General features: G+C 67.4%; 19 protein-coding genes, 1 tRNA gene and 2 riboswitches. Of the genes, 13 read left to right on the top strand and 7 right to left on the bottom strand.

The genetic code is table 11. The features are described 5' to 3' along the window. The first annotated feature begins 211 nt into the window (after positions 1-211). Positions 212-1,318, top strand: a complete 1,107-nt coding sequence (locus BLV92_RS01380) for a CBS domain-containing anti-phage protein (protein ID WP_090541574.1) — start codon at positions 212-214, stop codon at positions 1,316-1,318. Positions 1,319-1,762: 444 nt separating this feature from the next. On the opposite strand, the gene BLV92_RS01375 is transcribed toward BLV92_RS01380, so the two are convergent. Further along, positions 1,763-1,838, bottom strand: a tRNA-Arg gene (locus tag BLV92_RS01375). Positions 1,839-2,167: 329 nt separating this feature from the next. Between BLV92_RS01375 and BLV92_RS01370 the strand changes: the two genes are divergently transcribed. Further along, positions 2,168-3,070, top strand: a complete 903-nt coding sequence (locus tag BLV92_RS01370; protein WP_090541572.1) for a c-type cytochrome — start codon at positions 2,168-2,170, stop codon at positions 3,068-3,070. A 28-nt stretch (positions 3,071-3,098) separates the two neighbouring features. On the opposite strand, the gene BLV92_RS01365 is transcribed toward BLV92_RS01370, so the two are convergent. Beyond that, positions 3,099-5,189 (bottom strand): UvrD-helicase domain-containing protein, encoded by a 2,091-nt coding sequence (locus BLV92_RS01365; protein WP_090541570.1) that lies wholly within the window; start codon positions 5,187-5,189, stop codon positions 3,099-3,101. 316 nt (positions 5,190-5,505) lie between these two features. Between BLV92_RS01365 and BLV92_RS01360 the strand changes: the two genes are divergently transcribed. From BLV92_RS01360 to BLV92_RS01345, 4 genes are all read left to right on the top strand, one after another. Beyond that, the gene (locus BLV92_RS01360; RefSeq protein WP_090541568.1) at positions 5,506-6,555 is read left to right on the top strand and encodes an oxidoreductase; all 1,050 of its coding nucleotides are present in this window, start codon (positions 5,506-5,508) and stop codon (positions 6,553-6,555) included. A gap of 188 nt (positions 6,556-6,743) precedes the next feature. After that, entirely contained in the window at positions 6,744-7,085 is a 342-nt protein-coding gene (locus BLV92_RS01355) for a hypothetical protein (protein WP_090546746.1), read from the top strand. A gap of 397 nt (positions 7,086-7,482) precedes the next feature. Then, a complete protein-coding gene (locus BLV92_RS01350; protein WP_090541566.1) occupies positions 7,483-8,430 on the top strand; it encodes a hypothetical protein in 948 nt (315 codons plus the stop codon). 11 nt (positions 8,431-8,441) lie between these two features. Continuing rightward, positions 8,442-8,672: a hypothetical protein gene (locus BLV92_RS01345; RefSeq protein ID WP_090541564.1), complete on the top strand. Its 231-nt coding sequence runs from the start codon at positions 8,442-8,444 to the stop codon at positions 8,670-8,672. On the opposite strand, the gene BLV92_RS31315 is transcribed toward BLV92_RS01345, so the two are convergent. Next, a complete protein-coding gene (locus tag BLV92_RS31315; protein ID WP_143040630.1) occupies positions 8,653-8,895 on the bottom strand; it encodes a hypothetical protein in 243 nt (80 codons plus the stop codon). The genes BLV92_RS01345 and BLV92_RS31315 overlap by 20 nt on opposite strands. Before the next feature lie 401 nt (positions 8,896-9,296). After that, positions 9,297-9,382: riboswitch (glycine riboswitch) on the top strand. A gap of 59 nt (positions 9,383-9,441) precedes the next feature. Next, a riboswitch (glycine riboswitch) is annotated at positions 9,442-9,590 on the top strand. Positions 9,591-9,680: 90 nt separating this feature from the next. On the opposite strand from BLV92_RS31315, the gene gcvT reads away from it, so the two are divergent. The 6 genes from gcvT (at position 9,681) to BLV92_RS01315 (ending at position 18,724) form a co-directional block, all read left to right on the top strand. Beyond that, positions 9,681-10,799 (top strand): glycine cleavage system aminomethyltransferase GcvT, encoded by a 1,119-nt coding sequence (gene gcvT / locus BLV92_RS01340; RefSeq protein WP_090541562.1) that lies wholly within the window; start codon positions 9,681-9,683, stop codon positions 10,797-10,799. Between the two features lie 60 nt (positions 10,800-10,859). Then, positions 10,860-11,240 carry a glycine cleavage system protein GcvH gene (gene gcvH / locus BLV92_RS01335; protein WP_090541560.1) on the top strand — a complete coding sequence of 127 codons (381 nt, stop codon included), beginning with the start codon at positions 10,860-10,862 and terminating at the stop codon, positions 11,238-11,240. 67 nt (positions 11,241-11,307) lie between these two features. Further along, positions 11,308-14,244 carry an aminomethyl-transferring glycine dehydrogenase gene (gene gcvP, locus BLV92_RS01330; RefSeq protein WP_090541558.1) on the top strand — a complete coding sequence of 979 codons (2,937 nt, stop codon included), beginning with the start codon at positions 11,308-11,310 and terminating at the stop codon, positions 14,242-14,244. A 112-nt stretch (positions 14,245-14,356) separates the two neighbouring features. After that, entirely contained in the window at positions 14,357-15,499 is a 1,143-nt protein-coding gene (locus BLV92_RS01325) for an alginate lyase family protein (RefSeq protein ID WP_244283728.1), read from the top strand. 35 nt (positions 15,500-15,534) lie between these two features. Further along, positions 15,535-16,923, top strand: a complete 1,389-nt coding sequence (locus tag BLV92_RS01320) for an L-serine ammonia-lyase (RefSeq protein ID WP_090541556.1) — start codon at positions 15,535-15,537, stop codon at positions 16,921-16,923. Between the two features lie 58 nt (positions 16,924-16,981). Then, a complete protein-coding gene (locus BLV92_RS01315; protein WP_090541554.1) occupies positions 16,982-18,724 on the top strand; it encodes a thiamine pyrophosphate-binding protein in 1,743 nt (580 codons plus the stop codon). A 163-nt stretch (positions 18,725-18,887) separates the two neighbouring features. On the opposite strand, the gene BLV92_RS01310 is transcribed toward BLV92_RS01315, so the two are convergent. Both BLV92_RS01310 and putA read right to left on the bottom strand, forming a co-directional pair. Further along, on the bottom strand, positions 18,888-20,036 hold the full coding sequence (locus BLV92_RS01310; protein WP_090541552.1) for a branched-chain amino acid ABC transporter substrate-binding protein: 1,149 nt from the start codon (positions 20,034-20,036) through the stop codon (positions 18,888-18,890). 87 nt (positions 20,037-20,123) lie between these two features. Beyond that, positions 20,124-24,053 carry a trifunctional transcriptional regulator/proline dehydrogenase/L-glutamate gamma-semialdehyde dehydrogenase gene (gene putA, locus BLV92_RS01305; protein ID WP_090541550.1) on the bottom strand — a complete coding sequence of 1,310 codons (3,930 nt, stop codon included), beginning with the start codon at positions 24,051-24,053 and terminating at the stop codon, positions 20,124-20,126. Between the two features lie 285 nt (positions 24,054-24,338). Here putA and BLV92_RS31955 point away from each other — a divergent pair, with 285 nt between their 5' ends. Then, a complete protein-coding gene (locus BLV92_RS31955) occupies positions 24,339-24,494 on the top strand; it encodes a hypothetical protein (protein WP_166676666.1) in 156 nt (51 codons plus the stop codon). Positions 24,495-24,574: 80 nt separating this feature from the next. On the opposite strand, the gene BLV92_RS01300 is transcribed toward BLV92_RS31955, so the two are convergent. Both BLV92_RS01300 and BLV92_RS01295 read right to left on the bottom strand, forming a co-directional pair. Then, the gene (locus BLV92_RS01300; RefSeq protein WP_090541548.1) at positions 24,575-24,835 is read right to left on the bottom strand and encodes a hypothetical protein; all 261 of its coding nucleotides are present in this window, start codon (positions 24,833-24,835) and stop codon (positions 24,575-24,577) included. Further along, positions 24,835-26,262 (bottom strand): YeiH family protein, encoded by a 1,428-nt coding sequence (locus BLV92_RS01295; RefSeq protein WP_090541546.1) that lies wholly within the window; start codon positions 26,260-26,262, stop codon positions 24,835-24,837. Before BLV92_RS01295 ends, BLV92_RS01300 begins: the two co-directional genes overlap by 1 nt. Positions 26,263-26,384 lie beyond the last annotated feature (122 nt).

The following is a 26,384-nucleotide window of genomic DNA, read 5'->3' as shown; positions in this document are numbered from 1 at the left end:
GTTGTCTCTGGTCGCCGAGATAGGCTGCATCATCCGCATCTGCAGCAGGCCTAAGCCTGCATAGCCGATGATTCCGTCCCTTCCGCTTCGATCGTATCGGGTTTGGTGTCACGGTACCGTCCTTAGAACTGCGCCGGTTCGACTGACAGCAACGGGTCGACTTTCGCCCCTCCGATTTATAATCGGACTTTCCCCCGGCTGAACCACACACATGAACCTTGCTGCATTGCAAGAACAACTAGGTCGCGTTCGCGAGGAACTGAATGCGGGCGAGCAGCCTACTCGAATATCAGTTCGGGAGTTGCTACGCTGGGGTGGTGCGGAGCGACGCGGCTCGAACGTCGCTTACGCAATCCGACAAACGCTTCGCAATGCAGGAGTTGATACCGATCCCAACTTCAATCATGCGAGCCTCGATACTGAGTTGGCTTTTCGACTAGATCTGCCAGTTCCGCCGGACAACGTTGTTCCGGCTGACGCCGAACCCGCGCCGATCGTCGGCGCCGGCGACGCGGTTCAGGCACGGCCGGTCGCGGCTGCTGAGGGTGTCGCCGAGCAGCCGCCGTATCTCGGCGGCGCCCCATTGGAACCGGCTTTTCGGATTAGCCGTCTTGACGCTGCAAATAAGCAGCCGCTAAGCGTTCGTCCCGACTGCAGTCTCGCAGAAGCTGTGACGACTATGCTCTTGCGTGACTTCTCCCAGCTTCCTGTCATGACGAACGAGCGCGATCTTAAGGGCGTTGTGAGTTGGGAATCGATAGCTCGGCATTTGCAGTTTGACGCGGAACGCCCCACCACCGTGAGACAGTGCATGGACCAAGGAGTGGAAGTAAAGGAATCGGATTCCCTATTCGATGTGATTCGGTTGATTGCCGCCGAGTCGTATGTACTGGTTCGAGCGGCAGACAATCGCATCAAAGGTATTGTTACATCGACAGATCTGAACTTGCAGTTTCAGCAACTTTCTGAGCCTTTTTTACTGTTAGGCGAAATCGAAAATTTCGTGCGATCGTTGATTGATGGAAAGTTCACGGGTGAGCAGCTTCTGGAGGTTCGCGATGGGGCCGATGAGGGGCGTCCGGTAGATTCGGTCGCAGATTTGACCCTAGGGGAAATTATAAGATTGATGGAAAATCCAGAGCGTTGGCAGCGAATTGGGCTGCAAATCGACCGTGTGATTTTCAAGAAGGAGCTGGACCGGGTGCGACTAATTAGAAACGACGTGATGCACTTTGACCCAGACCCTATCTCAGCCGAAGATCATCAATCGTTACGAGCCTTTGTCCAATTTCTGCATCAGATTCAGCGATTGAACTAGCAATCACAGGCCGCCTGTTCTGATAGATGCTATTGGGCTACCGGATCGTGTAGATTACCGTCGCAAAGCCGCGAATGAGCGGCTGCTGTAATTCAATAAGAGCCCCTTCGAGATCGAATACCGAACGTCGCTTCAGGGTCCGGAAAGAGCCGACCGCCGGATGCCATTTTCCAACGTTGGACGTCGTCAGATCAGATCGCTCAGAGCCGCGAAAAAGGGGGAGATTGTCTACGAGCAGCCGCCTTGCTACGAACATCGGGAGTCGCCAGTTTAGAGCCGGGAGAATTTCGGCAGGATAACGCGTAGCAGCTGTAGAGAACAGGGAGCAAGGCAGAGGACCTCGACTGACGCGCCTTGGTGCACCGCGCATTTCCGTATGATTTCCGTACGAACTTGCCTAGCGCTAACGGCGCGACACCAACCCCTTGATTTTTATCATATTCTTGGTGCGCCCGGCTGGGATCGAACCAGCAACCCCTGCCTTCGGAGGGCAGTACTCTATCCATTGAGCTACGGGCGCTTCACAACGCGAAAGCGCTGCCACCGTACCGGATAGCAGCGCCGCAGTGAGACCGAGAGAATACCCGGTTTCGCCGGTGCCGTCCACCGCGCGGCGGCTCGCTCCGGCAACCCGCCCGCCGAACCCTATCCGAACCCCACTCCAACCACCCGCAACAATCAGGGCCGGGTCCCAACGCCACGCCAGCTAAGGGTAAACGTCCGCTGAACACCGCCGCCGACGCGCTGTCGGCGCAAAACCTTCCGTCTATAATCGTCCCTGTCCGACTTTCCCCCGATCGTTACCGTCCTGCCGTAGCGGCTCACAAGACCAACGGAGACGAGACAAGCATGAGCGAAGCCCCCCACGGAGCCCCGATCAAGACACCCGGCCAGCTCATCGCGGCGATCATCGCCGGGTTCGCCGTCCCCATCGCGATCATCGTGCTGCTCGCGTATTACGTCGACAACACGACGCGCACCGGCGCCGGCACCGACGAGTTGTCCAGCGCGGCGGTTTCCGCCCGCATCGCGCCGATCGCGCAGGTCACCATCCGCGACGCGAACGCGCCGCGCGCGTACAAGACCGGCGAGCAGGTATTCCAGGCGGTCTGCTCAGCGTGCCATGCGAGCGGCGCAGCCGGCGCGCCGAAGTTCGGCAACGCGGCCGACTGGGCGCCGCGCATCTCCCAGGGTTTCGACACGCTGTGGCACACCGCGCTGACCGGCAAAGGCGCGATGCCCGCGCGCGGCGGCACCAGCCCCGACGACTACAGCGACTACGAAATCGGCCTCGCGGTCGCGTACATGGCGAATCACGGCGGCGCGCAGTTCCAGGACCCGCCGCAGCCGGCCGCGAACCCGCCGGCGGGCGCCGCGCCGGCCTCCGGCGCCGATACGTCCGCGCAGGCCGCCGCCACCCAGGCCGCGGCGGCCATCGCCGCGATCGCAAGCGCACCGCAACAGGCCGCCGCGCCCGCTGCGGGCGGCGGCGCGCAGCCGAGCGCGGACGCGTCGCAGGCCGGCAAGGCGCTGTATCAGCAGGTGTGTCAGGCGTGTCACGCGGCGGGCGTGCTCGGCGCGCCGAAGTTCGGCAACAAGGACGACTGGGCGCCGCGCCTGAAAGATCCGATCGACACGGTCTACAACTACGCGCTGCACGGCAAGGGCGCGATGCCGCCGAAAGGCGGCTCGAACGCGTCGGACGCGGACGTGAAGGCCGCGGTCGACTACATGGTCGGCGCGGCCAGATAACTAACGGGCAAAACGCGAAGGCGCGCCGTCACCCCTTCTGCAGCAGCGCCTTCAGGCTCGCGAGCCGGTCTTTCGGCGACATCGGCGCTTCGTCGGCGGTCGGCGGCGGCGCGTCTTCGAGGCTCATCTCCTTGATGAAGCGCGACGCTTCGCAGACGACCGTCTCCCGCGCGCGCTTGCGCTTCTTGCACCAGTTCAGATGCAGGCTGCGCTGCGCGCGCGTGATCGCGACGTACATCAGCCGGCGCTCTTCCTCGATCCGCGCGTCGTCGACCGGTTCGTCGTCCGCGCCGCCGCGGTGCGGCATGATCCCCTCCTCGACGCCGACGAGAAACACGTGCGGATATTCGAGTCCCTTCGACGCATGCACGGTCGACAGCCGCACGGCGTCCGGGTCCTCCTCCTTGCCTTCGAGCATCGACATCAGCGCGACGGTCTGAATGAGGCCGAGCAGGTTCTTGCCGGTGTCGCCGAGGCCATCCGCGTTGTCGTAGCCGGTGGCCTCGCTGTCCTCGCTAATCTCCTTCTCCGGCTTCGTGCCCTTGCGCTTCAGCCATTCGAGGAATTCGAGCACGTTCTGCCACTTCGTCTGCGCCTGGCGTTCGTCGAACGCGTCGTACAGGTACGCCTCGTAGTGGATCGCTTCCATCAGGTCGTCAAGCACGGTGGTCGCCGGGTCCTTGTCCGCGCGCTCGGTCAGCCGCTGCATGAAATCGCAGAACGTGCGCATCGGCTCGATCTGCCGCGCGGACAGCCGCGCCTCGATGCCGCCCATGTACACCGCCTCGAACAGCGACACCTTCGCCTGCCCCGCGAACGCACCGAGCGCCTCCAGCGTCGTGTTGCCGATGCCGCGCCGCGGCGTCGTGATCGCGCGGATGAACGCGGGGTCGTCGTCCGGGTTCGCGATCAGCCGCAGGTACGCGCACAGGTCCTTGATCTCGGCCTTGTCGAAAAACGACTGGCCGCCGGACAGCACGTACGGAATCCGCTCGCGCCGCAGCACCTGCTCGAAGATCCGCGCCTGAAAGTTGCCGCGATACAGGATCGCGTAGTCGCGGAACTGCGCGCGCCGCTCGAACTTGTGCGCGGAGAGGCGAAACACGACCGACTCGGCCTCGTGCTCCTCGTCGTTGCACGGCGTCACGGTGATCGTGTCGCCCATCCCGTGTTCGGACCACAGCTTCTTCTCGAACAGCTTCGGGTTATTCGCGATCACGTTGTTCGCGGCGGTCAGGATCCGCACCGTCGAACGGTAGTTCTGTTCGAGCTTGACCACGTGCAGCTTCGGGAAGTCCTTGCCGAGCTGCGCGAGGTTTTCGAGCGTCGCGCCGCGCCAGCCGTAGATCGCCTGGTCGTCGTCGCCGACCGCGGTGAACGCCGCGCGCGGGCCGGCCAGCCGCTTCAGCAGTTCGTACTGGCACGCGTTGGTGTCCTGGTACTCGTCGATCAGCAGGTAGCGCAGCCGGTTCTGCCACTTGTCGCGCACTGGCTCGTTGTTCGCGAACAGTTCGGCCGGCAGGCGGATCAGGTCGTCGAAATCGACCGCCTGGTAAGCGTGCAGCGTCGCGACGTAGTTGCGATAGACGATCGCGGCCTGGTGCTCGTCCTCGTTCGACGCGATCGCCATCGCCTCCTCGGGCATCACGAGGCCGTTCTTCCACAGCGAAATGATCGACTGGATCTTGCGGATGAAACCCTTGTCGGTCGAGCCGACCTGCTCCTGGATCATCGCGAAGCAGTCGTCCGAATCCATGATCGAGAACTGCGGCTTCAGCCCGACGTGCTCGGCCTCCTGGCGCAGGATCTGCACGCCGAGCGAGTGGAACGTGCAGACGGTCAACTGGTTCACCGGCACCTTGCGGCCTTCCTTGCCGGGCGTGGTGAGCGTCTTGCCTTCGAGCAGCTTGCCGACGCGCTCGCGCATTTCGGCGGCGGCCTTGTTCGTGAACGTGACGGCCGCGATGTGGCGCGGCTCGAAGCCTTTCGCCTCGATCAGGTGCGCGATTTTCTGCGTGATCACGCGCGTCTTGCCGCTGCCCGCGCCGGCGAGCACGAGACACGGACCGTCGAGATAGCGCACCGCTTCGCTTTGGGCGGGATTCAGACCTGCGGACATCGTTGCTGGATGGGAAAAAACAGGTGATACGACTGGAAGGCGTGCGGCCGCGCATCACGGCGGCCGGCACGGCGCGAGGCGGCGGCGGGGTATCGCTCCGGGATGCAATTTCCGGGCAATCCGTTCGGCCGCCAGCGCGCGGGAGCTGCGATGTTAACACGACGACCCGACGACGACCCGACGAAGAGCCGGCGGCGACCCGACGATCGCGCGGCGCAGGCGGCCCTCGCGCCGACACCAGCCGCTGTGCCAGAATCCTGTGTTCCGGCCCACCGCCGCCGCGACTCGCGGCGCGCCACATGGAGGAAGTTTGCAGATGACCTCGCCGCTGAAAATCGGCTTGATGGGCTACGGCTTTGCCGGCCAGACGTTTCACGCGCCGGTGATCGCGCACTGCGGCCACGCCGTGGTCGCCGCGATCGCGACCGGCCAGCCCGACCGCGCGCGCGCCGACTATCCGGACGCGACGCTCGTCGCCGACCTCGACGCGCTCGTCGCGCTCACGGACGTCGAATGCGTCGTGATCGCGACGCCAAACGACACGCACTTCGACCTCGCGCGCCGCACGCTCGCCAGCGGCAAGCACGTGGTCGTCGACAAGCCGGTCACGCTGACCGCCGCCGAAGCCCGCACGCTCGCGGACCTCGCGCAGCAGCGCGGGCTGGTGTTCGCGCCGTTTCACAACCGCCGCTGGGACGGCGACTTCGCGACGGTCCGCGAACTGCTGGACGCGGGCACGCTCGGCCGCGTCACGCATTTCGAATCGCACTTCGACCGCTTCCGGCCGCTCGTGCGCCAACGCTGGCGCGAGGACGCCGCGCGCGGCGGCGGCCTGCTGTACGACCTCGGCCCGCACCTGATCGACCAGGCGCTCGCGCTGTTCGGCGCGCCGGACACCGTCACCGCGTTCGTGCACACGCGCCGCGACGACGGCAGCGCGCCGGACTACGCGCATCTGGTGCTCGGTTATCCGCAGCACGAAGCGGTGTTGCACGCGAGCGCGCTCGCCGCGTTCGCGCCGCGCTTCGTGATCCACGGCACGCGCGGCAGTTATCTGAAGAACGGGCTCGACACGCAGGAGGACCAGTTGAAGGCCGGCCTGCGTCCCGGCGACGCCGGCTTCGGCGGCGGCAACGAGCCGGGACGTCTGCATGTGCTGCTCGACGACGGGCACGAAACCGAACGCACGCTGCCGACCGCCGACGGCGACTACACCGGTTTCTACCGCGCGCTGGCCGCGTCGATCCGCGCTGGCGTGCCGTTCCCGGTCAGTCCGCAAGACGCGATCGACGTGATGACCGTGATCGAGCTGGCGATGCAGAGCGCCGCGTCGGGCCGCACGCTCGCGTTCGCGCACGCGTCCTGACGAACCGCCGTCACGCGGCGCGCGCCTGACCGTCCGGTTACGCGCGCGCCTGCCTTTCGCCGACGGCGCCGAAAGGCGCAAACGAACTGTTACAAGTGCGTCCGGGCGCGCGGTCATCGCGCTGCGCGGACGAAGCGTTTGCCGACGGTACAACGCAAAAAAGCGACAACGACAACAAGGAGTTTCCGATGTCCCGCATCACTCGCGCGCTGGTGGCCGGCGCGCTGCTTTCGACGCTCGCCGCCTGCGTCGTCACCCCGCCGGAACGTCCCGGCCCGAGTCCGCACGAGATCGCCGCGCAGCGGCTGCATCAGGTGGACGGCCGGATCGGGAACCTGAGCCGCCGCGTCGACGCGCACGTCGCAGACGGCCGCTATCCGCCGCCGCAAGGCGACGCGCTGCACCACCGACTCGACGTGATCCGCGGCGAGGCGCACAACATGGCCGCGCAGCACGGCGGCGGGCTGTCGCCGGACGAACAGCGCGTGCTGAACGAGGAACTCGATACGGCCGCGCACGCGATCGAGTAATCGTCGTAATGCTGGCGGCACGGGACACCGCGCCGCCGGTCGTTCACCGCGACCGCCATCGTCGAAAAGGATGTTTCAAAAGGCTGAACTGCCTCTTCGGTTCGGGCCGCTCTGGCAGGTGAAAAACAGGCCCAAACCGCACGGATCGTGCGCGACCGGGTCCAAACACCCCGTCGCCACCGATGCCAACGGCACGCCGGCCGCAGTCATCCCGGCGGGCGCCCATTGCAACGACGCCACGCTTCGACCGCAAATCGGCCTTCGTGGCGGTCGCGGGAGAACCCTGGCGCATGTCCCCAATGCGCTCCGCATCACCGTTTTCGTGGTTAACGCAGCGCAAGGCGCACGGCATGGCCGGCGTGTTAGGTATACCGCCTCGGACCGATGCGGAGGGGAGATGTCGTTTCCCGAATGGGGGAATTCATACAACGCGCTGTACGTGCCACTGACGAACGACTGGCAATGCTCGCTTGTGCCTGTCCGCGATGTGCAAGACGTTGACCGTGGCTTGACGCTCTCTTACGAGGAGCGCCAGGAGGCGCGCAGGGAGCGCCAGAAACAGATTGAGCAGGACCGGCGAGACTTCGCCCGGCTGTTCCGGGTTTCCATCGGTCGACGCGATGCGCGCACCTGCCGCGACTTCGCCGCTTATGCCGCGTTCATCGGAGAACATCTGCGCATCTCGGGATGGGATACGCCGGTCGACGGTGAAAGCGTGACGCGCATACTTCACAACGCGGTACGCGATGGCTGGCTCGTTCCCGCGATTGACCGAGCCTGGCGAGGTGGCCGACAGGTCATCCGATTCTACGCGCCACAGAGCTGGCCGAAGCGAGCACCAGAACCGAAGCCGACCGTCTACGGTGTGCGTAACGGTGAGTTCGTACCGCTCGATGACAATGGGTACTTTATCGACCACACGCCATACGTACCGGTTGTGGCATCCTTGAAAAACGCCACTCGTTCCAGCAGTGGGACTGACTGGCCTCACGCGGTCGAAGAGGTGATGGGCGCGTTACGCGGCGGCAGGACACTGGGTATGGCCGATAGCTTGACGCATGGCGCGAGCACCCCCGGCGAATCAATGTCTTTCGGGGACGCGCATCCGTTTGAGTATCATCCGGATCCGATCAGCGGCGGCGTGTTTGACCTGGCTGCAAACGACCGGGGCGGCATATATGCTTGCGACATCCTGTCGGCGGAATGCAAGGGCTCGGTACTACGTGAGTTCCCCAGCCAGTATCTGAATTCGACGTTAAATGAAATCCAGGGGGATGCGCAGAGCGGCATGAAAGACGCTCGGAAAGCGTTGAAACTCCTCAACGACAACCGATTTAAAAAATAGGGGCCTCGGTGATGAATCACCCACTGTTTGACCTTCTGGCACGACTCGACGAAGCGAAGATCAGTTATACCCTTTCGCGCCATCGCCCCGAAACGGTTCAGGTTCTGATCACCATTGTCGGACAGCGCATTGAGATCGATGTGTTTGCCGATGGTCACATGGATGTATCCCGCTTCGTTGGCAACGAAGACATCGAGGGGGGAGCGGAATTGATCGATTCCATCATCGCTCCCGGAGCCTGATTTCCAGATGAATGCCCGCTGTGGTCGGCGTCAGACCGGTTCGCGTTTGCCACACCAGCGGCAGCATGGGATCGAAGCCATAACCGTCCCATTCCGGCTCCATCGCATGCCCTGTTCGACTTCCTGCGCACTCGCCCGGAACGATCTGTGCGCCGCTGACCGTATCCTCAGCATTGTGCTCATGCGCGGTGTCGAACGCCACACCGCAACGACGAGCCGACATTCACGAAGGGCTCCTCAAGCTGGCCTGTTGCCTGATTTGCTGGCTCACTCTTCAACGCTCCGATGAGCCTTTTTGAACTGCGTTCTTATTCTCCACGCCGCCCCGGGGTGGTACAGCAACACGCGAACCCACCAGGTTTTCCGGTGCAGCCTCATCTCCGTCGCGATTCCGCTGCCCGGCCGACGCGACACACGACTCGAAGCGGCCTCTTTCCCGCCTCGCGCATTCAGCACACGCTTCATTCGGCCGGGTGGCCAGCCATCGCCCACGGCCCGCCGCGTCCTTCTGCACGCCGACCTCATACCCCCCAGCACACGCCCTGCAACAGCCCCACCCCACCCCTCCCGTTTTTTCTCGCATTGACACAGCCCCCGGGCGTCGCGCACAATCGCCACGCGCGCCGGGAGAGCGCGCCGGCCGATGCGCACAGCGCATCCCGCCGGCGCCGCCGAAGGGGCAACCCACAAACTCTCAGGCAAAAGGACCGTGCGCGCCGGACCGCTGATCTGCCCATGCATCCACAGGATGCGGACGGAAACGCGCGAAGGTCCGCACTCTGGAGAGCGGCAGTAGCGTACCCGGCGCGGTCCAAACGAACCACGCGGCACGCAGGCTGCCCACCGAAGGGGCGCGCGTCGTCCGGTTCGAGCGAACCGCGGCGCAATCTCTCAGGTACCGAGGACAGAGGGGCCATGCACGAGGCGTCCACAGGCATCCCGCCTGCGGCGCGTCCTGCATGGCCCTTTTTGTTTTCGCCGGACCTGTTCCGGAGATGCCGAGGCCCCATGACCGAACTCAGGAAAACCCCGCTCCACGCCGCTCACCAGGCGCTCAACGCGCGCATGGTCGATTTCGGCGGCTGGGACATGCCCGTCAACTACGGCTCGCAGATCGACGAGCACCGCGCGGTCCGCACCGACGCCGGCATGTTCGACGTGTCGCACATGTGCGTCGTCGACTTCAGCGGCGCGAACGCGCGCGCGTTCTTCTCGCACGTGGTCGCGAACAACGTCGCGAAGCTGCAAACGCCCGGCCGCGCGCTGTACAGCTGCATGCTGAACCCGCAAGGCGGCGTGATCGACGACCTGATCGTCTATTACTTCGCGGAAGACAGCTTCCGCGCGGTCGTCAACGCGGGCACCGCCGAGAAAGACATCGCGTGGTTCCAGAAGCTGAACGACGAAGGCGGCTTCGGCCTCGCGATCACGCCGCGCCGCGACCTCGCGATCGTCGCGGTGCAAGGCCCGAACGCGCGCGACCGCGTGTGGCAGGTCGCGCCGTCCACTCGCAGCGCGAGCGAAACGCTGAAGCCGTTCAACGCAGCGAAGATCGACGCGACGCCGTTCGGCGAATTGATGATCGCGCGCACCGGCTACACCGGCGAGGACGGCTTCGAAGTCGTGCTGCCGGCCATCGCGGTCGGCGAATTCTGGGACGCGCTGCAACGCCAGGGCGTGAAGCCGTGCGGCCTCGGCGCGCGCGACACGCTGCGCCTCGAAGCCGGCATGAACCTGTACGGCCAGGACATGGACGACACGGTGTCGCCGCTCGACGCCGGCCTCGCATGGACCGTCGACCTGAAGGAGCCGCGCGACTTCGTCGGCCGCGCCGCGCTGGAAGCGAACGGCTGCCGCGCCGCGTTCGTCGGCCTGATCCTGCAGAAGGAAAACGGCAAGGCGGGCGGCGTGCTGCGCGCGCACCAGAAGGTGCTGACCCCGCACGGCGAAGGCGAGATCACGAGCGGCACGTTCTCGCCGACGATGCAGGAGTCGATCGCGTTCGCGCGCGTGCCGCAGGGCGTCCAGCCGGGCGACGTCGTGCAGGTGCAGATCCGTGACAAGGCCCTTCCCGCAAGCGTGGTAAAACTGCCGTTCGTGCGCAACGGCAAGGTGCTCGCCGCCTGATTCGCGCGTCGCGCACGCCCTTTCCCTGAAGCCACACCGAACCACGCACAGGAGCATCCAATGAGCATCCCGGCAGATCTGAAATACACCGAATCGCACGAATGGGTCCGCACCGAAGCCGACGGCACGCTGACCGTCGGCATCACCGACCACGCGCAGGAAGCCCTCGGCGACATCGTCTTCCTCGAACTGCCCGCGGCGGGCAAGACCGTGACGGCCGGCGACGCGGTCGCGGTGATCGAATCGGTGAAGGCCGCGTCCGACATCTACGCGCCGGTCAGCGGCGAGATCGTCGAATCGAACGCGTCGCTCGTCGATACGCCCGACCAGGTGAACGGCGCGCCGTACACGTCGTGGCTATTCAAGATCAAACCGGCTGCGGACGCGTCGCTCGACAAGCTGCTCGACGCCGCCGGCTACGAAAAGGCGATCGGCGCCTGATCCCCATCACAGGCGCGCCGCGCGGCCGTCGTCCGAGACAGGCCCGCGCGCGCCGGCAGGAAATTCCATGAAGCCCGAACACCCGGAACACTTGATGAACCGCACCCCTCTTTCGCTCGCCGCGCTCGAAGCGCACGACGCCTTCGCCGCCCGCCACATCGGTCCCGATACGGCCGACCAGCAGGCGATGCTCGGGGCGCTCGGCTTCGCGTCGCGCGCCGCGCTGATCGACGCGGTGATTCCGCCCGCGATCCGCCGCGACGACGCGCTGCCGCTCGGCCCGTTCGCCCAGCCGCGCTCGGAGGCGGAAGCGCTCGCCGAACTGCGCAAGCTCGCGGACAAGAACCAGGTTTTCCGCTCGTACATCGGGCAGGGCTATTACGACACGCATACGCCGGCCGTCATCCTGCGCAACGTGCTCGAAAACCCGGCGTGGTACACCGCGTACACGCCGTATCAGCCGGAAATCTCGCAGGGCCGCCTGGAGGCGCTGCTGAACTTCCAGCAGATGATCGTCGACCTGACCGGCCTCGCGATCTCGAACGCGTCGCTGCTCGACGAGGCGACCGCCGCCGCCGAGGCGATGACGCTGCTGCAACGCATCGGCAAGCCGAAGTCGAACGTGTTCTACGTCGCCGACGACGTGCTGCCGCAGACGATCGAAGTCGTGAAAACCCGCGCGAAGCCGGCCGGCATCGACGTGCGGGTCGGCCCGGCCGCGGACGCCGCGAACGCGGACGCGTTCGGCGTGCTGCTGCAATATCCGGGCGTGAACGGCGACGTGCGCGACTACCGCGCGCTGACCGAAGCGATCCACGCGGCGGGCGGCCACGTCGTCGTCGCGGCGGACCTGCTCGCGCTGACCGTGCTGACGCCCCCTGGCGAATGGGGCGCGGACGTCGCGGTCGGCAACTCGCAGCGCTTCGGCGTGCCGATGGGCTTCGGCGGCCCGCACGCCGCGTACCTCGCGGTGCGCGACGAATTCAAGCGGCAGATGCCGGGCCGGCTGGTCGGCGTGACCGTCGACGCGCAGGGCAACCCGGCGCTGCGGCTCGCGCTGCAAACGCGCGAACAGCACATCCGCCGCGAGAAGGCGACGTCGAACGTGTGCACCGCGCAGGCGCTGCTCGCGATCATGGCGAGCATGTACGCGGTTTATCACGGCCCGCACGGCCTCAAGACGATCGCGCAACGCACGAACCGGATCGCGGCGCTGCTCGCGGCCGGCGCGAAGCAGCTCGGTTACGCGCTCGTGAACGACACGTTCTTCGACACGCTGACGTTCGAAACCGGCACCCGCACGCCGGCATTGCACGAAGCGGCCGCCGCGCGCCGCATCAACCTGCGCCGCGTGAGCCCGACGCGGGTCGGCATCTCGATCGACGAAACGACGACCCGCGCGGACCTCGCGGACCTGCTCGCGATCTTCGCGGAAGTCGCGTCCGCGAGCGACGTGCCGTCGATCGACGCGCTCGACGCGGCGCTGCCCGCCGACGCAACGCTGCCTTCCGCGCTGCTGCGCGAAAGCGCGTACCTCACGCATCCGGTGTTCAACCGCCATCACTCGGAAACGGAAATGCTGCGCTACCTGCGCAGCCTGGCCGACAAGGACCTCGCGCTCGACCGCTCGATGATCCCGCTCGGCTCGTGCACGATGAAACTGAACGCGACGTCGGAAATGCTGCCGGTCACGTGGCCCGAGTTCGGCCAGATCCACCCGTTCGCGCCGGCCGACCAGACCGTCGGTTATCGCGAGATGATCGACCAGCTCGAACAGATGCTGGTCGCCGCGACCGGCTATGCGGCCGTGTCGCTGCAACCGAACGCGGGCTCGCAGGGCGAGTACGCGGGCCTCCTGATCATTCACGCGTATCACGCGTCGCGCGGCGAAGCGCATCGCAACGTGTGCCTGATCCCGGCGTCCGCGCACGGCACGAACCCGGCGTCCGCGCAGATGGCCGGCATGCAGGTGGTCGTCGTCGCGTGCGACGCGCAGGGCAACGTCGATCTCGCGGACCTGAAGGCGAAGGCCGCGCAGCATGCGGACAAGCTCGCCGCGATCATGATTACCTATCCGTCGACGCATGGCGTGTTCGAGCAGAACGTCCGCGAAGTCTGCGAGATCGTGCACGCGCACGGCGGCCAGGTGTACGTGGACGGCGCGAACATGAACGCGATGGTCGGCCTCGCCGCGCCGGGCCAGTTCGGCGGCGACGTCTCGCACCTGAACCTGCACAAGACCTTCTGCATTCCGCACGGCGGCGGCGGACCGGGCGTCGGTCCGGTCGCGGTCGGCGCGCACCTCGCGCAGTTCCTGCCGAACCAGACCTCGTCCGGCTACGAGCGCGACCCGCACGGCATCGGCGCGGTCAGCGCGGCGCCTTACGGCTCGGCCGCGATCCTGCCGATCTCGTGGATGTACATCGCGATGATGGGCGCGGCGAACCTCACGGCCGCGACCGAGGCGGCGATCCTGAACGCGAACTACATCGCGAAGAAACTCGCGCCGCACTATCCGGTGCTGTACAGCGGCCCCGGCGGCCTCGTCGCGCACGAGTGCATTCTCGATCTGCGTCCGCTGAAGGACGCGAGCGGCATCACCGTCGACGACGTCGCGAAGCGCCTGATCGACTTCGGCTTCCACGCGCCGACGATGAGCTTCCCGGTGCCGGGCACGCTGATGGTCGAGCCGACCGAGTCGGAGCCGAAGGAAGAACTCGACCGCTTCATCGACGCGATGATCGCGATCCGCGACGAGATCCGCGCGGTCGAGGAAGGCCGCGCCGACCGCGACGACAACCCGCTGAAGCACGCGCCGCACACCGCGGCCGTGGTCGTCGCAAACGACTGGAAGCATGCGTACTCGCGCGAGGCGGCCGCGTATCCGCTGCCGTCGCTCGTCGCGCGCAAGTACTGGCCCCCCGTCGGCCGCGCGGACAACGTGTACGGCGACCGGAACCTGTTCTGTTCGTGCGTGCCGGTGTCCGAGTACGAGTCACACTGAGTCCCGGCACTGAGTCCTGCCGCACCCGGCCGTGCGGCAGGCATCCGCTTCACGCGGGCTGCCGCAAACCGTTACCATCACACACCTGTCAGCCCTGACCAAGGAGTCCCGCATGGTGCGGATGGTGCGAACGGAAACAATCGAAGCGGCGTCCGCGAGGGACGGCCGCGCGCGCCCCGCCGGCGCGACGCTCGCGGCGGCGCTGGTCGCGGCGGGCGCATGGCTCGCGGCGCTGCCCGCCGCTCACGCGGCGATGAACTTCTGCGCGGCGCCCGCGCTGCAATCGAGCGAGCGCACGAACGCCGATCCCGGCGTGAAGGCGCTGGTCGCCGAGGTGCAGGCCCGGCTGAACGACGCGCCGCGTCCGCTCGCGCGGCTGCACACCGAAGGCACGCTGCCGCACGAAGGCATCTACGACCAGAGCGTGGATGCGCAGAAAGACCTCGACCTGATGCGCAACGCGGCGCTCGCCTGGCGCGCGACGAGCGACGACCGTTACCTGCGGCTCGTCGACCGGTTCCTGTACGCGTGGGTCACCACCTATCAGCCGAGCTTCAATCCGATCGACGAAACGCGTTTCGAAGGGCTGATCCTCGCGTACGACATGACCGCCAGCGCGCTGCCGGTGAAGACGCGCAACGCGGCGATGACGTTCATCAACAAGCTCGCGAACGGCTACATCGCGGCGATCGACGGGCAGCCGCGCCCGCTCACCGGCACGTTCGCGAACAACTGGCAGAGCCACCGGATCAAGCTGATCGCGATGGCCGCGTTCACGCTCGACAACCGGCGGATGATCGCGACCGCGCAGCGCCTGTTCGTCGAGCACATCGGCGACAACATCGCGCCGGACGGCTCGACGCTCGACTTCACCGAACGCGACGCGCTGCACTACGTGACGTACGACCTTCAGCCGCTCGTGACGGCCGCGCTCGCCGCGCGCCGCCACAACCGCAACTGGCTGAACGAACGCGCGCGCAACGGCGCGACGCTCGCGCGCGCGCTCGACTGGCTCACGCCTTATGCGCTCGGCCAGAAGACGCACGACGAATTCGTGCGCTCGACCGAGCCGTTCGACGTGCGGCGGCGCGAAGCGGGCCTGCCCGGCTACACCGGCGCATGGGACCCGAAGAACGCCGCCGAACTGTTCCACCTCGCCGCGCGCCTCGACGGCCGTTATATGCCCGTCGCGCTGAAGCTCGCCCCGACGCCGCCCGCATGGCTCGCGGTGTGCCTGCCGCTGCCGGCGCGCTGATCCGTTCCCCCCGTTCCCTCAGGAGCAAGCTTCTCATGGCAGTCAGCGTCTTCGACCTTTTCAAGATCGGCATCGGGCCGTCGAGTTCGCACACGGTCGGACCGATGCGCGCGGCGCTGATGTTCGCGGAAGGACTCGAACGCGACGGCCTGCTCGCTTCGACGACAGCGGTGAAGGTCGAGCTGTACGGCTCGCTCGGCGCGACCGGCAAGGGTCACGGCACGGATCGCGGCGTGATGCTCGGCCTGCTCGGCGACGCGCCGGACACCGTGAACCCGGACACGATCGCTGAACGGCTCGACGCGATCCGCACGACGCGCACGCTCGCGCTGCTCGGCCGCCATCCGGTGCCGTTCGTGCCGAAGGAGCACATCGCGTTCTATCGGCAGGCGCTGCCCGAGCATCCGAACGGGATGAAGCTGCGCGCGCTCGACAGCAACAGCGCGACGCTGCGCGAATCGACGTATCTGTCGGTCGGCGGCGGGTTCGTCGTGACCGCCGGCGCGCCGAACACGAAGGTGCTCGCGGCGGTGGAACAGTTGCCGCATCCGTTCAGCACCGGCGCGGAACTGCTCGCGACGTGCGCGGCGACCGGCAAGTCGATCGCGCAGCTGATGCTCGACAACGAACGCGTATGGCGCGACGACGATGCGATCCGCTCGGGCCTGCTGCGGATCTGGGACGTGATGCAGTCGTGCGTCGCGCGCGGCTGCGGGATCGGCAACCCGTCCGCCGACGGCACGCTGCCCGGCCCGTTCAACGTGAAGCGCCGCGCGCCGCAGCTGTATCGCGCGCTGACCGGCAACCCGGAGCGCGCGTTGCAGGACCCGCTGTCGATGATCGACTGGATCAACCTGTACGCGATCGCGGTCAACGAGGAAAACGCGGCCGGCGGCCGGGTCGTCACCGCGCCGACGAACGGCGCGGCCGGCATCGTGCCCGCCGTGCTGCACTACTACACGCGCTTCACGCCCGGCGCGAACGAACAGGGCGTGATCGACTTCCTGCTGACCGCCGCCGCGATCGGCATCCTGTACAAGCTGAACGCGTCGATCTCCGGCGCGGAGGTCGGCTGCCAGGGCGAGGTCGGCGTCGCGTGCTCGATGGCGGCCGGCGCGCTCGCCGCCGTGATGGGCGGCACGCCGCAGCAGGTCGAAAACGCGGCCGAGATCGGCATGGAGCACAACCTCGGCCTCACCTGCGACCCGGTCGGCGGGATGGTGCAGATCCCGTGCATCGAGCGCAACGCGATGGCGTCGGTGAAGGCCGTCAACGCGGCGCGCATGGCGCTGCGCGGCGACGGCGCGCACTACGTGTCGCTCGATTCGGTCATCAAGACGATGCGCGAGACCGGCGCGGACATGAAGACGAAGTACAAGGAGACGTCGCGCGGCGGCCTCGCGGTGAACATCGTCGAGTGCTGAGGTCCGCGCCGTGCGCGCGTCGCTCGCAACGAAACAACCGACTGGAGACTTGAACGCAATGCCGCATCCGAACGAATCCGCCAACGCCGCCGACCGCGCGAAGCACGCGACCACCGGCGCGCGGCTCGTCGTCGATACGCTCGTCGCACAGGGCGTCGAGCGCGTGTACTGCGTGCCCGGCGAGAGTTTTCTCGCCGTGCTCGACGCGCTGCACGACGAAACCGCGCGCATCGAGACGATCGTGTGCCGCCACGAGGCGGCCGCCGCGAACATGGCCGAGGCGACCGGCAAGCTGACCGGCCGTCCCGGCGTCGCGATCGTCACGCGCGGGCCGGGCGCGACGCACGCGTCGATCGGCGTGCACACCGCGTTCCAGGATTCGACGCCGATGATCCTGCTGATCGGCCAGGTCGCGCGCGACCAGATGGACCGCGAGGCGTTCCAGGAAGTCGATTACCGGCGCATGTTCGGGCAGATGGCGAAGTGGGTCGCGCAGATCGACGATCCGCGCCGCGTGCCCGAATACCTGAGCCATGCGTTCCACCTCGCGATGTCCGGCCGTCCGGGGCCGGTCGTGCTCGCGCTGCCCGAGGACGTGCTGAGCGACGCATGCGAGCCGATGCCGGTCGCGCCGGCGGCGCAGCGCGTGCAGGCGTCGCCGTCCGCCGCGCAGATGGAGCGCGTGCGCGAACTGCTGGCCGGCGCGCAAAAACCGTTCGTGATCGCGGGCGGCAGCGGCTGGACGCGCGCCGCGTGCGACGACCTGCGGCGCTTCGCGGAGAACTGGCAACTGCCGGTCGGCGTCGCGTTCCGCTTCCAGGACACGTTCGACAACGAGCATCCGAACTATGCGGGCGACGTCGGGCTCGGCATCAATCCGGCGCTTGGAGCACGCATCCGCGACGCGGACGTGCTGCTCGCGCTCGGGCCGCGTCTCGGCGAGGCGACGACCGCCGGCTACACGCTGCTCGACATCCCGAAGACGAAGCAGACGCTGATCCACGTGCACCAGGGCGCGGAGGAACTGGGCCGCGTGTATGCGGCCGACCTGCCGATCGTGTCGGGCCTGCCGGAGTTCGCCGCGCAACTGGCCGCGCTTGCGCCGCCCGCTTCGTCCGCTGCGTTCGCTTCGTTCGCGTGGACCGGCACGGCCGACGAAGCGCATCGCGCGTATCTCGAATGGCGCAAGCCGCGCCCGATGCCCGGCGACGTTCAGCTTGGCGAAATCATCGAACAACTGCGCGCGCGGCTACCCGACGACGCGATCGTCGCGAACGGCGCGGGCAACTACGCGACATGGCTGCACCGCCACTTCGCGTATCGCGGCTTCCGCTCGCAACTCGCGCCGACGAGCGGCGCGATGGGCTACGGCGTGCCGGCCGCGATCGCCGCGAAGTCGCTGTATCCGCAGCGCGCGGTGGTCGCACTCGCCGGCGACGGCTGTTTCCTGATGTCCGGCCAGGAGATCGCGACCGCCGTGCAGTACGGGCTCGCAGTCGTGTTCATCGTCGTGAACAACGGCCACTACGGCACGATCCGGATGCATCAGGAACGCCACTATCCGGGCCGCGTGCACGGCACCCAACTGACCAATCCGGACTTCGCCGCGTTCGCGCGGGCGTTCGGCGCGCACGGCGAAACGGTCACGCAGACTGCCGGTTTCCTGCCCGCGCTCGACCGCGCGCTCGCGGCCGGCGGTCCGGCGCTGATCGAACTGCGCGTGCCGAAGGAAGCGAGCACGCCGGCCGCGACGCTCGCGCAGGTTCAGGAGCAAGGGCGCAAGCTGCGCGGCGAGGCGTAACGCACCGCGCGGCGCCGTGGCCGTGGGCGCTTCGTTCAAACAGATTACGCAGCAGCACCCGCCGCAACACGAGCCGCAACACGCCCCGGACGCCTCGACAAAAAAGCCCCACGGCCGCGAGGCCGTGGGGCTTTTTACTTCGGGACAACGAACAGCGTTCGGCTTACTTGCCGCCGATGCTTTCGAGCGTCGCCCATTGACCGTCGACCACCTTGTACAGCGTGATGCCGCCGTTCTTCAGGTCGCCGCGCGAGTCGTACGCGAGGTCCTTCGTCGTGACGGCCGGCATGCTGGTCTTCGCGAGGTACGGCAGGTACTTCGCCGGGTCGGTCGAGTTCGCCGCCTTCATCGCCGCGAACATCGCCATCGCGCCGTCGTACGCGTACGGCGAGTACGTCTGCACGTCTTCGCCGAAACGCTTCTTGTAGCGCGCGACGTAGTCCTTGCCGCCCGGCATCTGTTCGAGCGGCAGGCCCGCGAGCGACGCGACCGTGCCGTTCGCCGCGTCGCCGGCGAGCTTCAGGAACGTCGGCGTGTGCACCATTTCGCCGCCCATCAGCGGCGCCTTCACGCCGAGCGTCTTCATCTGCTTGACCATCGGCGCCGCCTGCGAATCCGCGCCGCCGTAGTAGATCAGGTCCGGGTTCGCGGCCTTCAGCTTCGTCAGGATCGACTTGAAGTCCACCGCCTTGTCGTTCGTGAACTCGCGGTCGACGATCGTGCCGCCCGCCGCCTTCGCGGCCTTCTCGAACTGGTCGGCGAGACCCTGGCCGTAGGCCGTGCGGTCATCGACGATCGCGATCTTCTTCATGCCGAGGTTCTTCACCGCGAACGTACCCGCGACCGAACCCTGCTGCGTGTCCGACGTCATCATGCGGAACGTCGTCTTGAAGCCCTGCTGCGTGTATTCCGGCGCGGTCGCCATCGCGATCTGCGGGATGCCCGCGTTCGCGTAGATGCGCGAAGCCGGAATCGTCGTGCCCGAATTGAAGTGGCCGAGCATGCCCTTGATGCCGTCGTCGACAAGCTTCTGCGCGACGGTCGTGCCGGTGCGCGGGTCGGCCTGGTCGTCGGCCGAATCGAGCACGAAATGAACCGGCTTGCCGCCGATCACCGGCTTCGCCGCGTTCGTCTCCTCGACCGCGAGCACGATGCCGTTCTGGAAATCCTTGCCGTAGTGCGCCTGCGCACCCGTCATCGGACCGGCGAAACCGATCTTCACGTCCTCCGCCTGCTGCGCGTGCGCGGCCCCCGCCAGCGACATGGCCGCGACGAGCGTCGCGCCTGCCAACTGTTTCATCGTGTGTTGCATAGCTTCTCCTTGGTACAGGTATGAATGGAGCGGCTTCGGCGAGAAAGGCCCTGCCGCTTCCTTTATTGAGCCGACCGGAAGGATGGCTCAGCCGATCGTCATCAAATTCGCGTTGCCGCCCGCCGCCGCGGTGTTCACGCTCACCGAACGTTCCGTCAGCAGCCGTTCGGGTGCGTAATCCTCGTCGCCGTTCGCCAGCGCGTGCGCCGCGACGCCCTGCACCGACACGATCGGCCCGGGCCGCTTCGCGACCTCCTTCACGAGCGCGAGCAGTTCGTCGCTGTCGCCTTCGAACAGCACCGCGTCGAACGCCGCATCCGCACCCTTTTTCAGCGCCGCATACGGCTTCAGCGACGCCGGCAGCGCGCCGACCAGCTGCTCGCCGGCCGGGCCGGAGAACAGCGCGCGGTTGCCGGTCGCGAGCGCGGCCGCGAACTGCGCGCGCGCGCCGGTCGCCGTCGCCGGCACGCACAGCACCGTGCCGCGCGCGGACAGCGAGTACGTGTTGCGCTCGCCGGTCGGGCCGGGCAGCACCGCGGTCGCGCCGGCCAGCACGTGCTCCAGATAACCGTCGCAGCGCGCGGCGAGCGCCGGCTCGCGCTCAGCGATCAGCCAGTCGCGCAGCGCGGTCAGCGCAGCCTGGGCGGACTGCGGATTGTCGCCCTTTTCGGCCGGCGCATCCACTATCAGCGACTGCGCGAGCGACTTCGGCAAACCGGCCGGCCGCTTCGCGAGCAGACGCGACAGATACAGCGCGCCGCCCGCCTTCGGACCCGTGCCGGACAGCCCTTCGCCGCCGAACGGCTGCACGCCGACCACCGCGCCGATCACGTTGCGGTTCACGTAGATGTTGCCGACGTGCGCGCGACCGATCACGTGCGCGATCGTCTCGTCGATCCGCGTGTGAATGCCGAGCGTCAGGCCGTAGCCGGTCGCCCGGATCTGGTCGAGCAGGCGGTCAAGCTGGCTGCGGCGATAGCGGACCACATGCAGCACCGGGCCGAACACTTCGCGCTTCAGTTCGTCGAGGCTGTCGATCTCGATCAGCGTCGGCGGCACGAAGGTGCCCTGCGCGGCGCCGTCCGGCAGCGGCATCTGCACGACCTTGCGGCCCTTCTCGCGCATCGCCGCGACGTGCGCGTCGATGCCGCGCTTCGCGTCCGCGTCGATCACCGGGCCGACGTCGGTCGACAGGCGGTCCGGATTGCCGACCGACAGTTCCTTCATCGCGCCGGTCAGCATGTCGAGCGTGCGCTCCGCGACGTCGTCCTGCAGGCACAGCACGCGCAGCGCCGAGCAGCGCTGGCCGGCGGAATCGAACGCCGACTGCAGCACGTCCGCGACCACCTGTTCGGCGAGCGCCGACGAATCGACGATCATCGCGTTCTGGCCGCCGGTCTCCGCGATCAGCGGAATCGGCCGGCCGTCCGAGTCGAGCCGTTCGGACAGCGTGCGGTTGATCAGGCGCGCGACCTCGGTCGAGCCGGTGAACATCACCGCGCGCGTGCGCGCATCGGCGACGAGCGCCGCGCCGACCGTCTCGCCGTCGCCCGGCAGCAGTTGCACCGCGCCGGCCGGCACGCCGGCCTCGCGCAGGATGCGCACCGCCTGCGCGGCAATCAGCGGGGTCTGCTCGGCGGGTTTCGCGAGCACCGTGTTGCCGGCCGCGAGCGCGGCGGCCACCTGGCCCATGAAGATCGCGAGCGGGAAGTTCCACGGGCTGATGCAGACCACCGGCCCGAGCGGGCGATGCGTGTCGTTCGAGAACTCGTCGCGGATCTGCTGCGAGTAGTAGCGCAGGAAGTCGATCGCCTCGCGGATCTCCGACACCGCGTTCGGCAGCGACTTGCCCGCCTCGCGCACGATCAGGCCCATCAGCGTGTGCATCTGCGCTTCGAGCAGGTCGGCGGCGCGCGCGAGGCAGTCCGCGCGCGCGTCGACCGGCGTCGCCTGCCAGATCGGCGCGGCGGCGACCGCGTTCATCAGCGCGGTGCTCACGTGCTCCGGCGTCGCCTCGACCACCGTGCCCACGATGTCGCGATGATCGGACGGGTTGCGCACATCGCGCGCGGCGCCTTCGACGGCGTCGGTGCTCTCCAGCATCGGCGCGGCGCGCCACGGATGATGCGCGCTCGCGAGCAGCGCCGACGACAGCGACGCGAGCCGGTGCTCGTTCGACAGGTCGAGGCCCATCGAGTTGAGCCGCTCCTTGCCGTACAGGTCGCGCGGCAGCGGAATCTTCGGATGCGGCGCGCCCGGCGGCACGACCTTCGCGGCCTCGTCGACCGGGCTTGCGACCAGTTCGCTGACCGGCACGCTTTCATCCGCGATGCGGTTCACGAACGACGTGTTCGCGCCGTTCTCCAGCAGCCGGCGCACGAGGTACGCGAGCAGCGTTTCGTGCGTGCCGACCGGCGCGTACACGCGGCACGGACGGTTCAGCTTGTCACGACCGGTCACTTCCTCGTACAGCGGCTCGCCCATCCCGTGCAGGCACTGGAACTCGTACTGGCCCGGATAGTAGTTCTGGCCCGCGAGGTGATAGATCGCCGACAGCGTGTACGCGTTGTGGGTCGCGAACTGCGGATACACCGCGTCCGGCGCGCCGAGCAGCTTCTTCGCGCACGCGAGGTACGACACGTCGGTGTAGATCTTGCGCGTGTACACCGGATAACCTTCGAGGCCGTCCACCTGCGCGCGCTTGATTTCGCTGTCCCAGTACGCGCCCTTCACGAGCCGCACCATGATGCGGTGACGGCTGCGGCGCGCGAGGTCGATCAGGTAGTCGATCACGAACGGGCAGCGCTTCTGGTAACCCTGCACGACGAAGCCGATGCCGTTCCAGCCCGCCAGCTCCGGATCGAAGCACAGCGCTTCGAGCAGGTCGAGCGACAGTTCGAGGCGGTCCGCTTCCTCGGCGTCGATGTTCAGGCCGATGTCGTAGCGGCGCGCGAGGATCGCGAGCGCGCGCACGCGCGGCAGCAGTTCGTTCATCGTGCGTTCCTGCTGCGCGCGCGAGTAGCGCGGGTGCAGCGCGGACAGCTTGATCGAGATGCCCGGCCCTTCGTAGATGCCGCGCCCGCCCGCGGCCTTGCCGATCGCGTGGATCGCCTGTTCGTACGACGCGTAGTAGCGCAGCGCATCGGCCTCGGTGGTCGCCGCCTCGCCGAGCATGTCGTACGAGTAGCGAAAGCCGCGCGCCTCGAACTTGCGGCTGTTCGCGAGCGCCTCGGAGATGTTCTCGCCGGTCACGAACTGCTCGCCCATCAGGCGCATCGCCATGTCGACGCCCTTGCGGATCAGCGGCTCGCCGCCCTTGCCGATCAGGCGCGTCAGCGCCGACGACAGGCCGGTCTCGCTGTTCGTCGTCACGAGCTTGCCGGTAATCATCAAGCCCCAGGTCGCCGCGTTCACGAACAGCGACGGCGCGTGGCCGACGTGCGATTTCCAGTCGCCCTTGCTGATCTTGTCGCGGATCAGCGCGTCGCGGGTCGCGCGGTCCGGAATGCGCAGCAGCGCCTCCGCGAGGCACATCAGCGCGACGCCTTCCTGGCTCGACAGCGAAAACTCGTGGATCAGCCCGTCGACGCCGCCGCCGGTGCGCTTCGTGCGCAGCGTGGTCACGAGGCCGGCTGCCATCTTCTCGACGTCGGCCGCGAGGTTCGCGGGCAGCCGCGCCTCGCCGATCAGGAACGGCACGCATTCCGGCTCGGGCCGCCGGTACGCGGCGGTGATCGCCGCGCGCAGCACCGACTGGGGCTGCACGTTCTGCGCGAATTCGAGGAACGGGTGCGAGACGGCTTCGTCGTCGCTTTCGACCGCGGCGTCCGCGAACTCGGTTGTGCCGGCGTGGCCGGCGAGTTCCGGCGGCAGCTGGCCGTGCTCGATCTTTTCGAGGTACGCGAAGATCGCCTGCTTGATCAGCCAGTGCGGGGTGCGTTCGAGGCGCGCGGCGGCTTCTTTCAGCCGGGAGCGCAACAGGTCGTCGACCTTGACGCCGAGGGTGGTGCTAGCCATGGTTCCTTCCATGCCGGCAATGAGCGCGGCCTTGACTAAAAAGTTGGCGAATCCTACCCCTCCAAATAAAAAGGTGCAACCTCCCGGGAGCCTTGGTTGCACCACGCGTCGAGCCTTGTATCGTGCGGGTTTGCGGCGGGTCGCGCCGCGCCGTCGGGGCAGCGGTTGTACTCGGTGTTTTCCCTGGGAAGAATCTTTTTTGACAGCCCTTATCGAAATGCGCGGCGCGCCGTTATACAGCCCATGGAAGTTCGCCGGCGACGCCGGTTGGGAAGGAGGCCGAAAATGGAAAAGATGGTGGTGATCGCGGGGATCTGGACGATGTGCGCGCTGTGCGCGGTGCTGTTCATCCGCGGCGCGACGGGGCCGGCGCAACGGCGCCTGCCGGCGGGCCATCAGGCCCGCGACGAAGAGTTGAGCGTCACGCAGCGCGCCGAGTGAGGCCCGCGTGCGCAAAGACCGGGTGCGCCGCCGCCCGCTTCGAGGTCATGCTGAAGATGCCGGCCGGCGCGCGTGGCCGGTCAGCGTTGGCGCGGGCGAAACGCGCTGCATGAATCGCCCGGCGAGACCAGCTGGTCGTGCAGCGTGCACAGCCGGCTGTGCGCGACGCTCGCACCGAATCCCGAACTGAACACGATCAGGCCGGCGACGCGCTGCTCCAGCGTCTGCCGGTCGTCCGCGCGGTGCGCGCAATGCTCGCACGCCGCCTGCTCCGGTAACGCGAACGAAGCCGCCGAAGCGGCCTCGTCCCCCATCGCGCGCCGCCGCGCCACCTTGCTCATCACGAACCCAGGCTGTCCCAGTAGTGCGCGAACACGTGCGCGGACAGCACGTAGCCGAGCACGACGTTCACGACCACGCCGGCCGTGAACGCGAGGAACGGCTTCGCGCCGGTCGCGGACAACGACCGCACGCGCGTCGTCAGCCCGATGCTGAAGAAGCAGAACGTGAACGCCCACGTGCGCAGCACGGTGATCGGCGCGACGAATTCCGGCGTCACGACCTTGCGGTAGTCCGCGAGCGAATAGTGGCTCGCGATCCACGTGACGAGCGCCGACGCGATCACAAAGCCGATCACGAACTTCGGGAAACGCGCCCAGATTTCGCCGACGTCCGCCTTCTTCGCCGTCACGCCGCTTTCGTCGCGCTCCCAGCGCGTCGTCGCGACGATCGCGAGCAGGAACGCCCAGATGCCGATCCAGATGTCGCGGCCGACCACCTTCATCAACGTGAACGCCTGAAGCGACGCGTCCGGCGCGCCGGCGATCGCGCCGTTCGCGTGCCGCGCCAGGTCGCCGAACGCCTGCGCGGCCGCGATGCCGGCGGCGTCCGCGAATTCGGACGTGCCGATCCACGCGCCGGCGACGCCGGTGGACAAGCCGAGCGAGCGCGACACGAACGGCAGCGCGAAGATCATCACGATCGCCCACAGCACGACGAGCGAGATTGCGACCGACGCCTGCTCGCGCTTCGCGCGCACCGCGCCGGCGATCGCGATCGCCGCCGACACGCCGCACACCGCGCCGCCGACGCCGAGCACCGCGGCGAACCGTTTGTCGAGCCCGAGCGCGCGGCCGGCGAAGAAGATCACGAAGAACGTGACGAGCGACACGATGGTCGCCTGGCCGACCGCGACCGGCCCCGCCCAGACAAGCAGCGTGAACGGCAGCGTCGCGCCGAGCAGCACGATGCCGACCTTGATGTAAAACTCGACGCGCAATCCCGCGTGGAACCATTCGGGCAGGCGGAACACGTTCGAGATCACGAGGCCGACCGCGAGCGCGACGAGCGGCGGCTCCAGGTTGAAGCGCGACGCCTGCGCCCATGCGCCGACGGTGAAGATCAGCGCAGAGCCGACGAACAGGATCAGGAACGCGGGCAGGAAGTGCGCGAGCCGCTGGCCGAGCGCGACGACGCTGACGCCGAACAGCACCGCGAACACGACGAAAAGCGCGGCATACGCCGGCAGATGCGCGGCGAGGTTCGCGCCGGCTTCGCCGGGCGTGGTCCATTTCGCGGGCGCGACCGCGAGCCATTTGATGCTGCTGCCCGACGCGAACAACGCCCACGCGACGACGATCACGAAGAGGCCGATCCAGACGGCCCACCAGTCTTCGGTGGAAAAGAGTCCGCCGCCGCGCGTGGTGCGCGTCGTCGGAGCATTGGCCGGTGCGGCGCCCGCCGGCAGGCTGTGGTTGGTGTCGCTCATCGCAGAAGCCCCCCCGAGAGGTTGAAATGCCGGCGCACGGAGATTGTTGTTGGGTGTGCGCCGATCCGGCGAAATATAGTCGAGTGACTTTGCGACGCGAAACGATCTTTCGCTCTATCAAT

This window comes from Paraburkholderia caballeronis (genome assembly GCF_900104845.1).
GTDB lineage: Bacteria > Pseudomonadota > Gammaproteobacteria > Burkholderiales > Burkholderiaceae > Paraburkholderia > Paraburkholderia caballeronis.
Note: the sequence above shows the minus strand (reverse complement) of the source record. Positions and strands in the feature narration are given on the sequence as shown.

Coding starts and splice junctions, on each gene's coding strand:
- BLV92_RS01380 (WP_090541574.1), top strand. CDS start 212: ATGAACCTTGCTGCATTGCAAGAACAACTAGGTCGCGTTCGCGAGGAA.
- BLV92_RS01370 (WP_090541572.1), top strand. CDS start 2,168: ATGAGCGAAGCCCCCCACGGAGCCCCGATCAAGACACCCGGCCAGCTC.
- BLV92_RS01365 (WP_090541570.1), bottom strand. CDS start 5,189: ATGTCCGCAGGTCTGAATCCCGCCCAAAGCGAAGCGGTGCGCTATCTC.
- BLV92_RS01360 (WP_090541568.1), top strand. CDS start 5,506: ATGACCTCGCCGCTGAAAATCGGCTTGATGGGCTACGGCTTTGCCGGC.
- BLV92_RS01355 (WP_090546746.1), top strand. CDS start 6,744: ATGTCCCGCATCACTCGCGCGCTGGTGGCCGGCGCGCTGCTTTCGACG.
- BLV92_RS01350 (WP_090541566.1), top strand. CDS start 7,483: ATGTCGTTTCCCGAATGGGGGAATTCATACAACGCGCTGTACGTGCCA.
- BLV92_RS01345 (WP_090541564.1), top strand. CDS start 8,442: ATGAATCACCCACTGTTTGACCTTCTGGCACGACTCGACGAAGCGAAG.
- BLV92_RS31315 (WP_143040630.1), bottom strand. CDS start 8,895: ATGTCGGCTCGTCGTTGCGGTGTGGCGTTCGACACCGCGCATGAGCAC.
- gcvT (WP_090541562.1), top strand. CDS start 9,681: ATGACCGAACTCAGGAAAACCCCGCTCCACGCCGCTCACCAGGCGCTC.
- gcvH (WP_090541560.1), top strand. CDS start 10,860: ATGAGCATCCCGGCAGATCTGAAATACACCGAATCGCACGAATGGGTC.
- gcvP (WP_090541558.1), top strand. CDS start 11,308: ATGAAGCCCGAACACCCGGAACACTTGATGAACCGCACCCCTCTTTCG.
- BLV92_RS01325 (WP_244283728.1), top strand. CDS start 14,357: ATGGTGCGGATGGTGCGAACGGAAACAATCGAAGCGGCGTCCGCGAGG.
- BLV92_RS01320 (WP_090541556.1), top strand. CDS start 15,535: ATGGCAGTCAGCGTCTTCGACCTTTTCAAGATCGGCATCGGGCCGTCG.
- BLV92_RS01315 (WP_090541554.1), top strand. CDS start 16,982: ATGCCGCATCCGAACGAATCCGCCAACGCCGCCGACCGCGCGAAGCAC.
- BLV92_RS01310 (WP_090541552.1), bottom strand. CDS start 20,036: ATGCAACACACGATGAAACAGTTGGCAGGCGCGACGCTCGTCGCGGCC.
- putA (WP_090541550.1), bottom strand. CDS start 24,053: ATGGCTAGCACCACCCTCGGCGTCAAGGTCGACGACCTGTTGCGCTCC.
- BLV92_RS31955 (WP_166676666.1), top strand. CDS start 24,339: ATGGAAAAGATGGTGGTGATCGCGGGGATCTGGACGATGTGCGCGCTG.
- BLV92_RS01300 (WP_090541548.1), bottom strand. CDS start 24,835: ATGAGCAAGGTGGCGCGGCGGCGCGCGATGGGGGACGAGGCCGCTTCG.
- BLV92_RS01295 (WP_090541546.1), bottom strand. CDS start 26,262: ATGAGCGACACCAACCACAGCCTGCCGGCGGGCGCCGCACCGGCCAAT.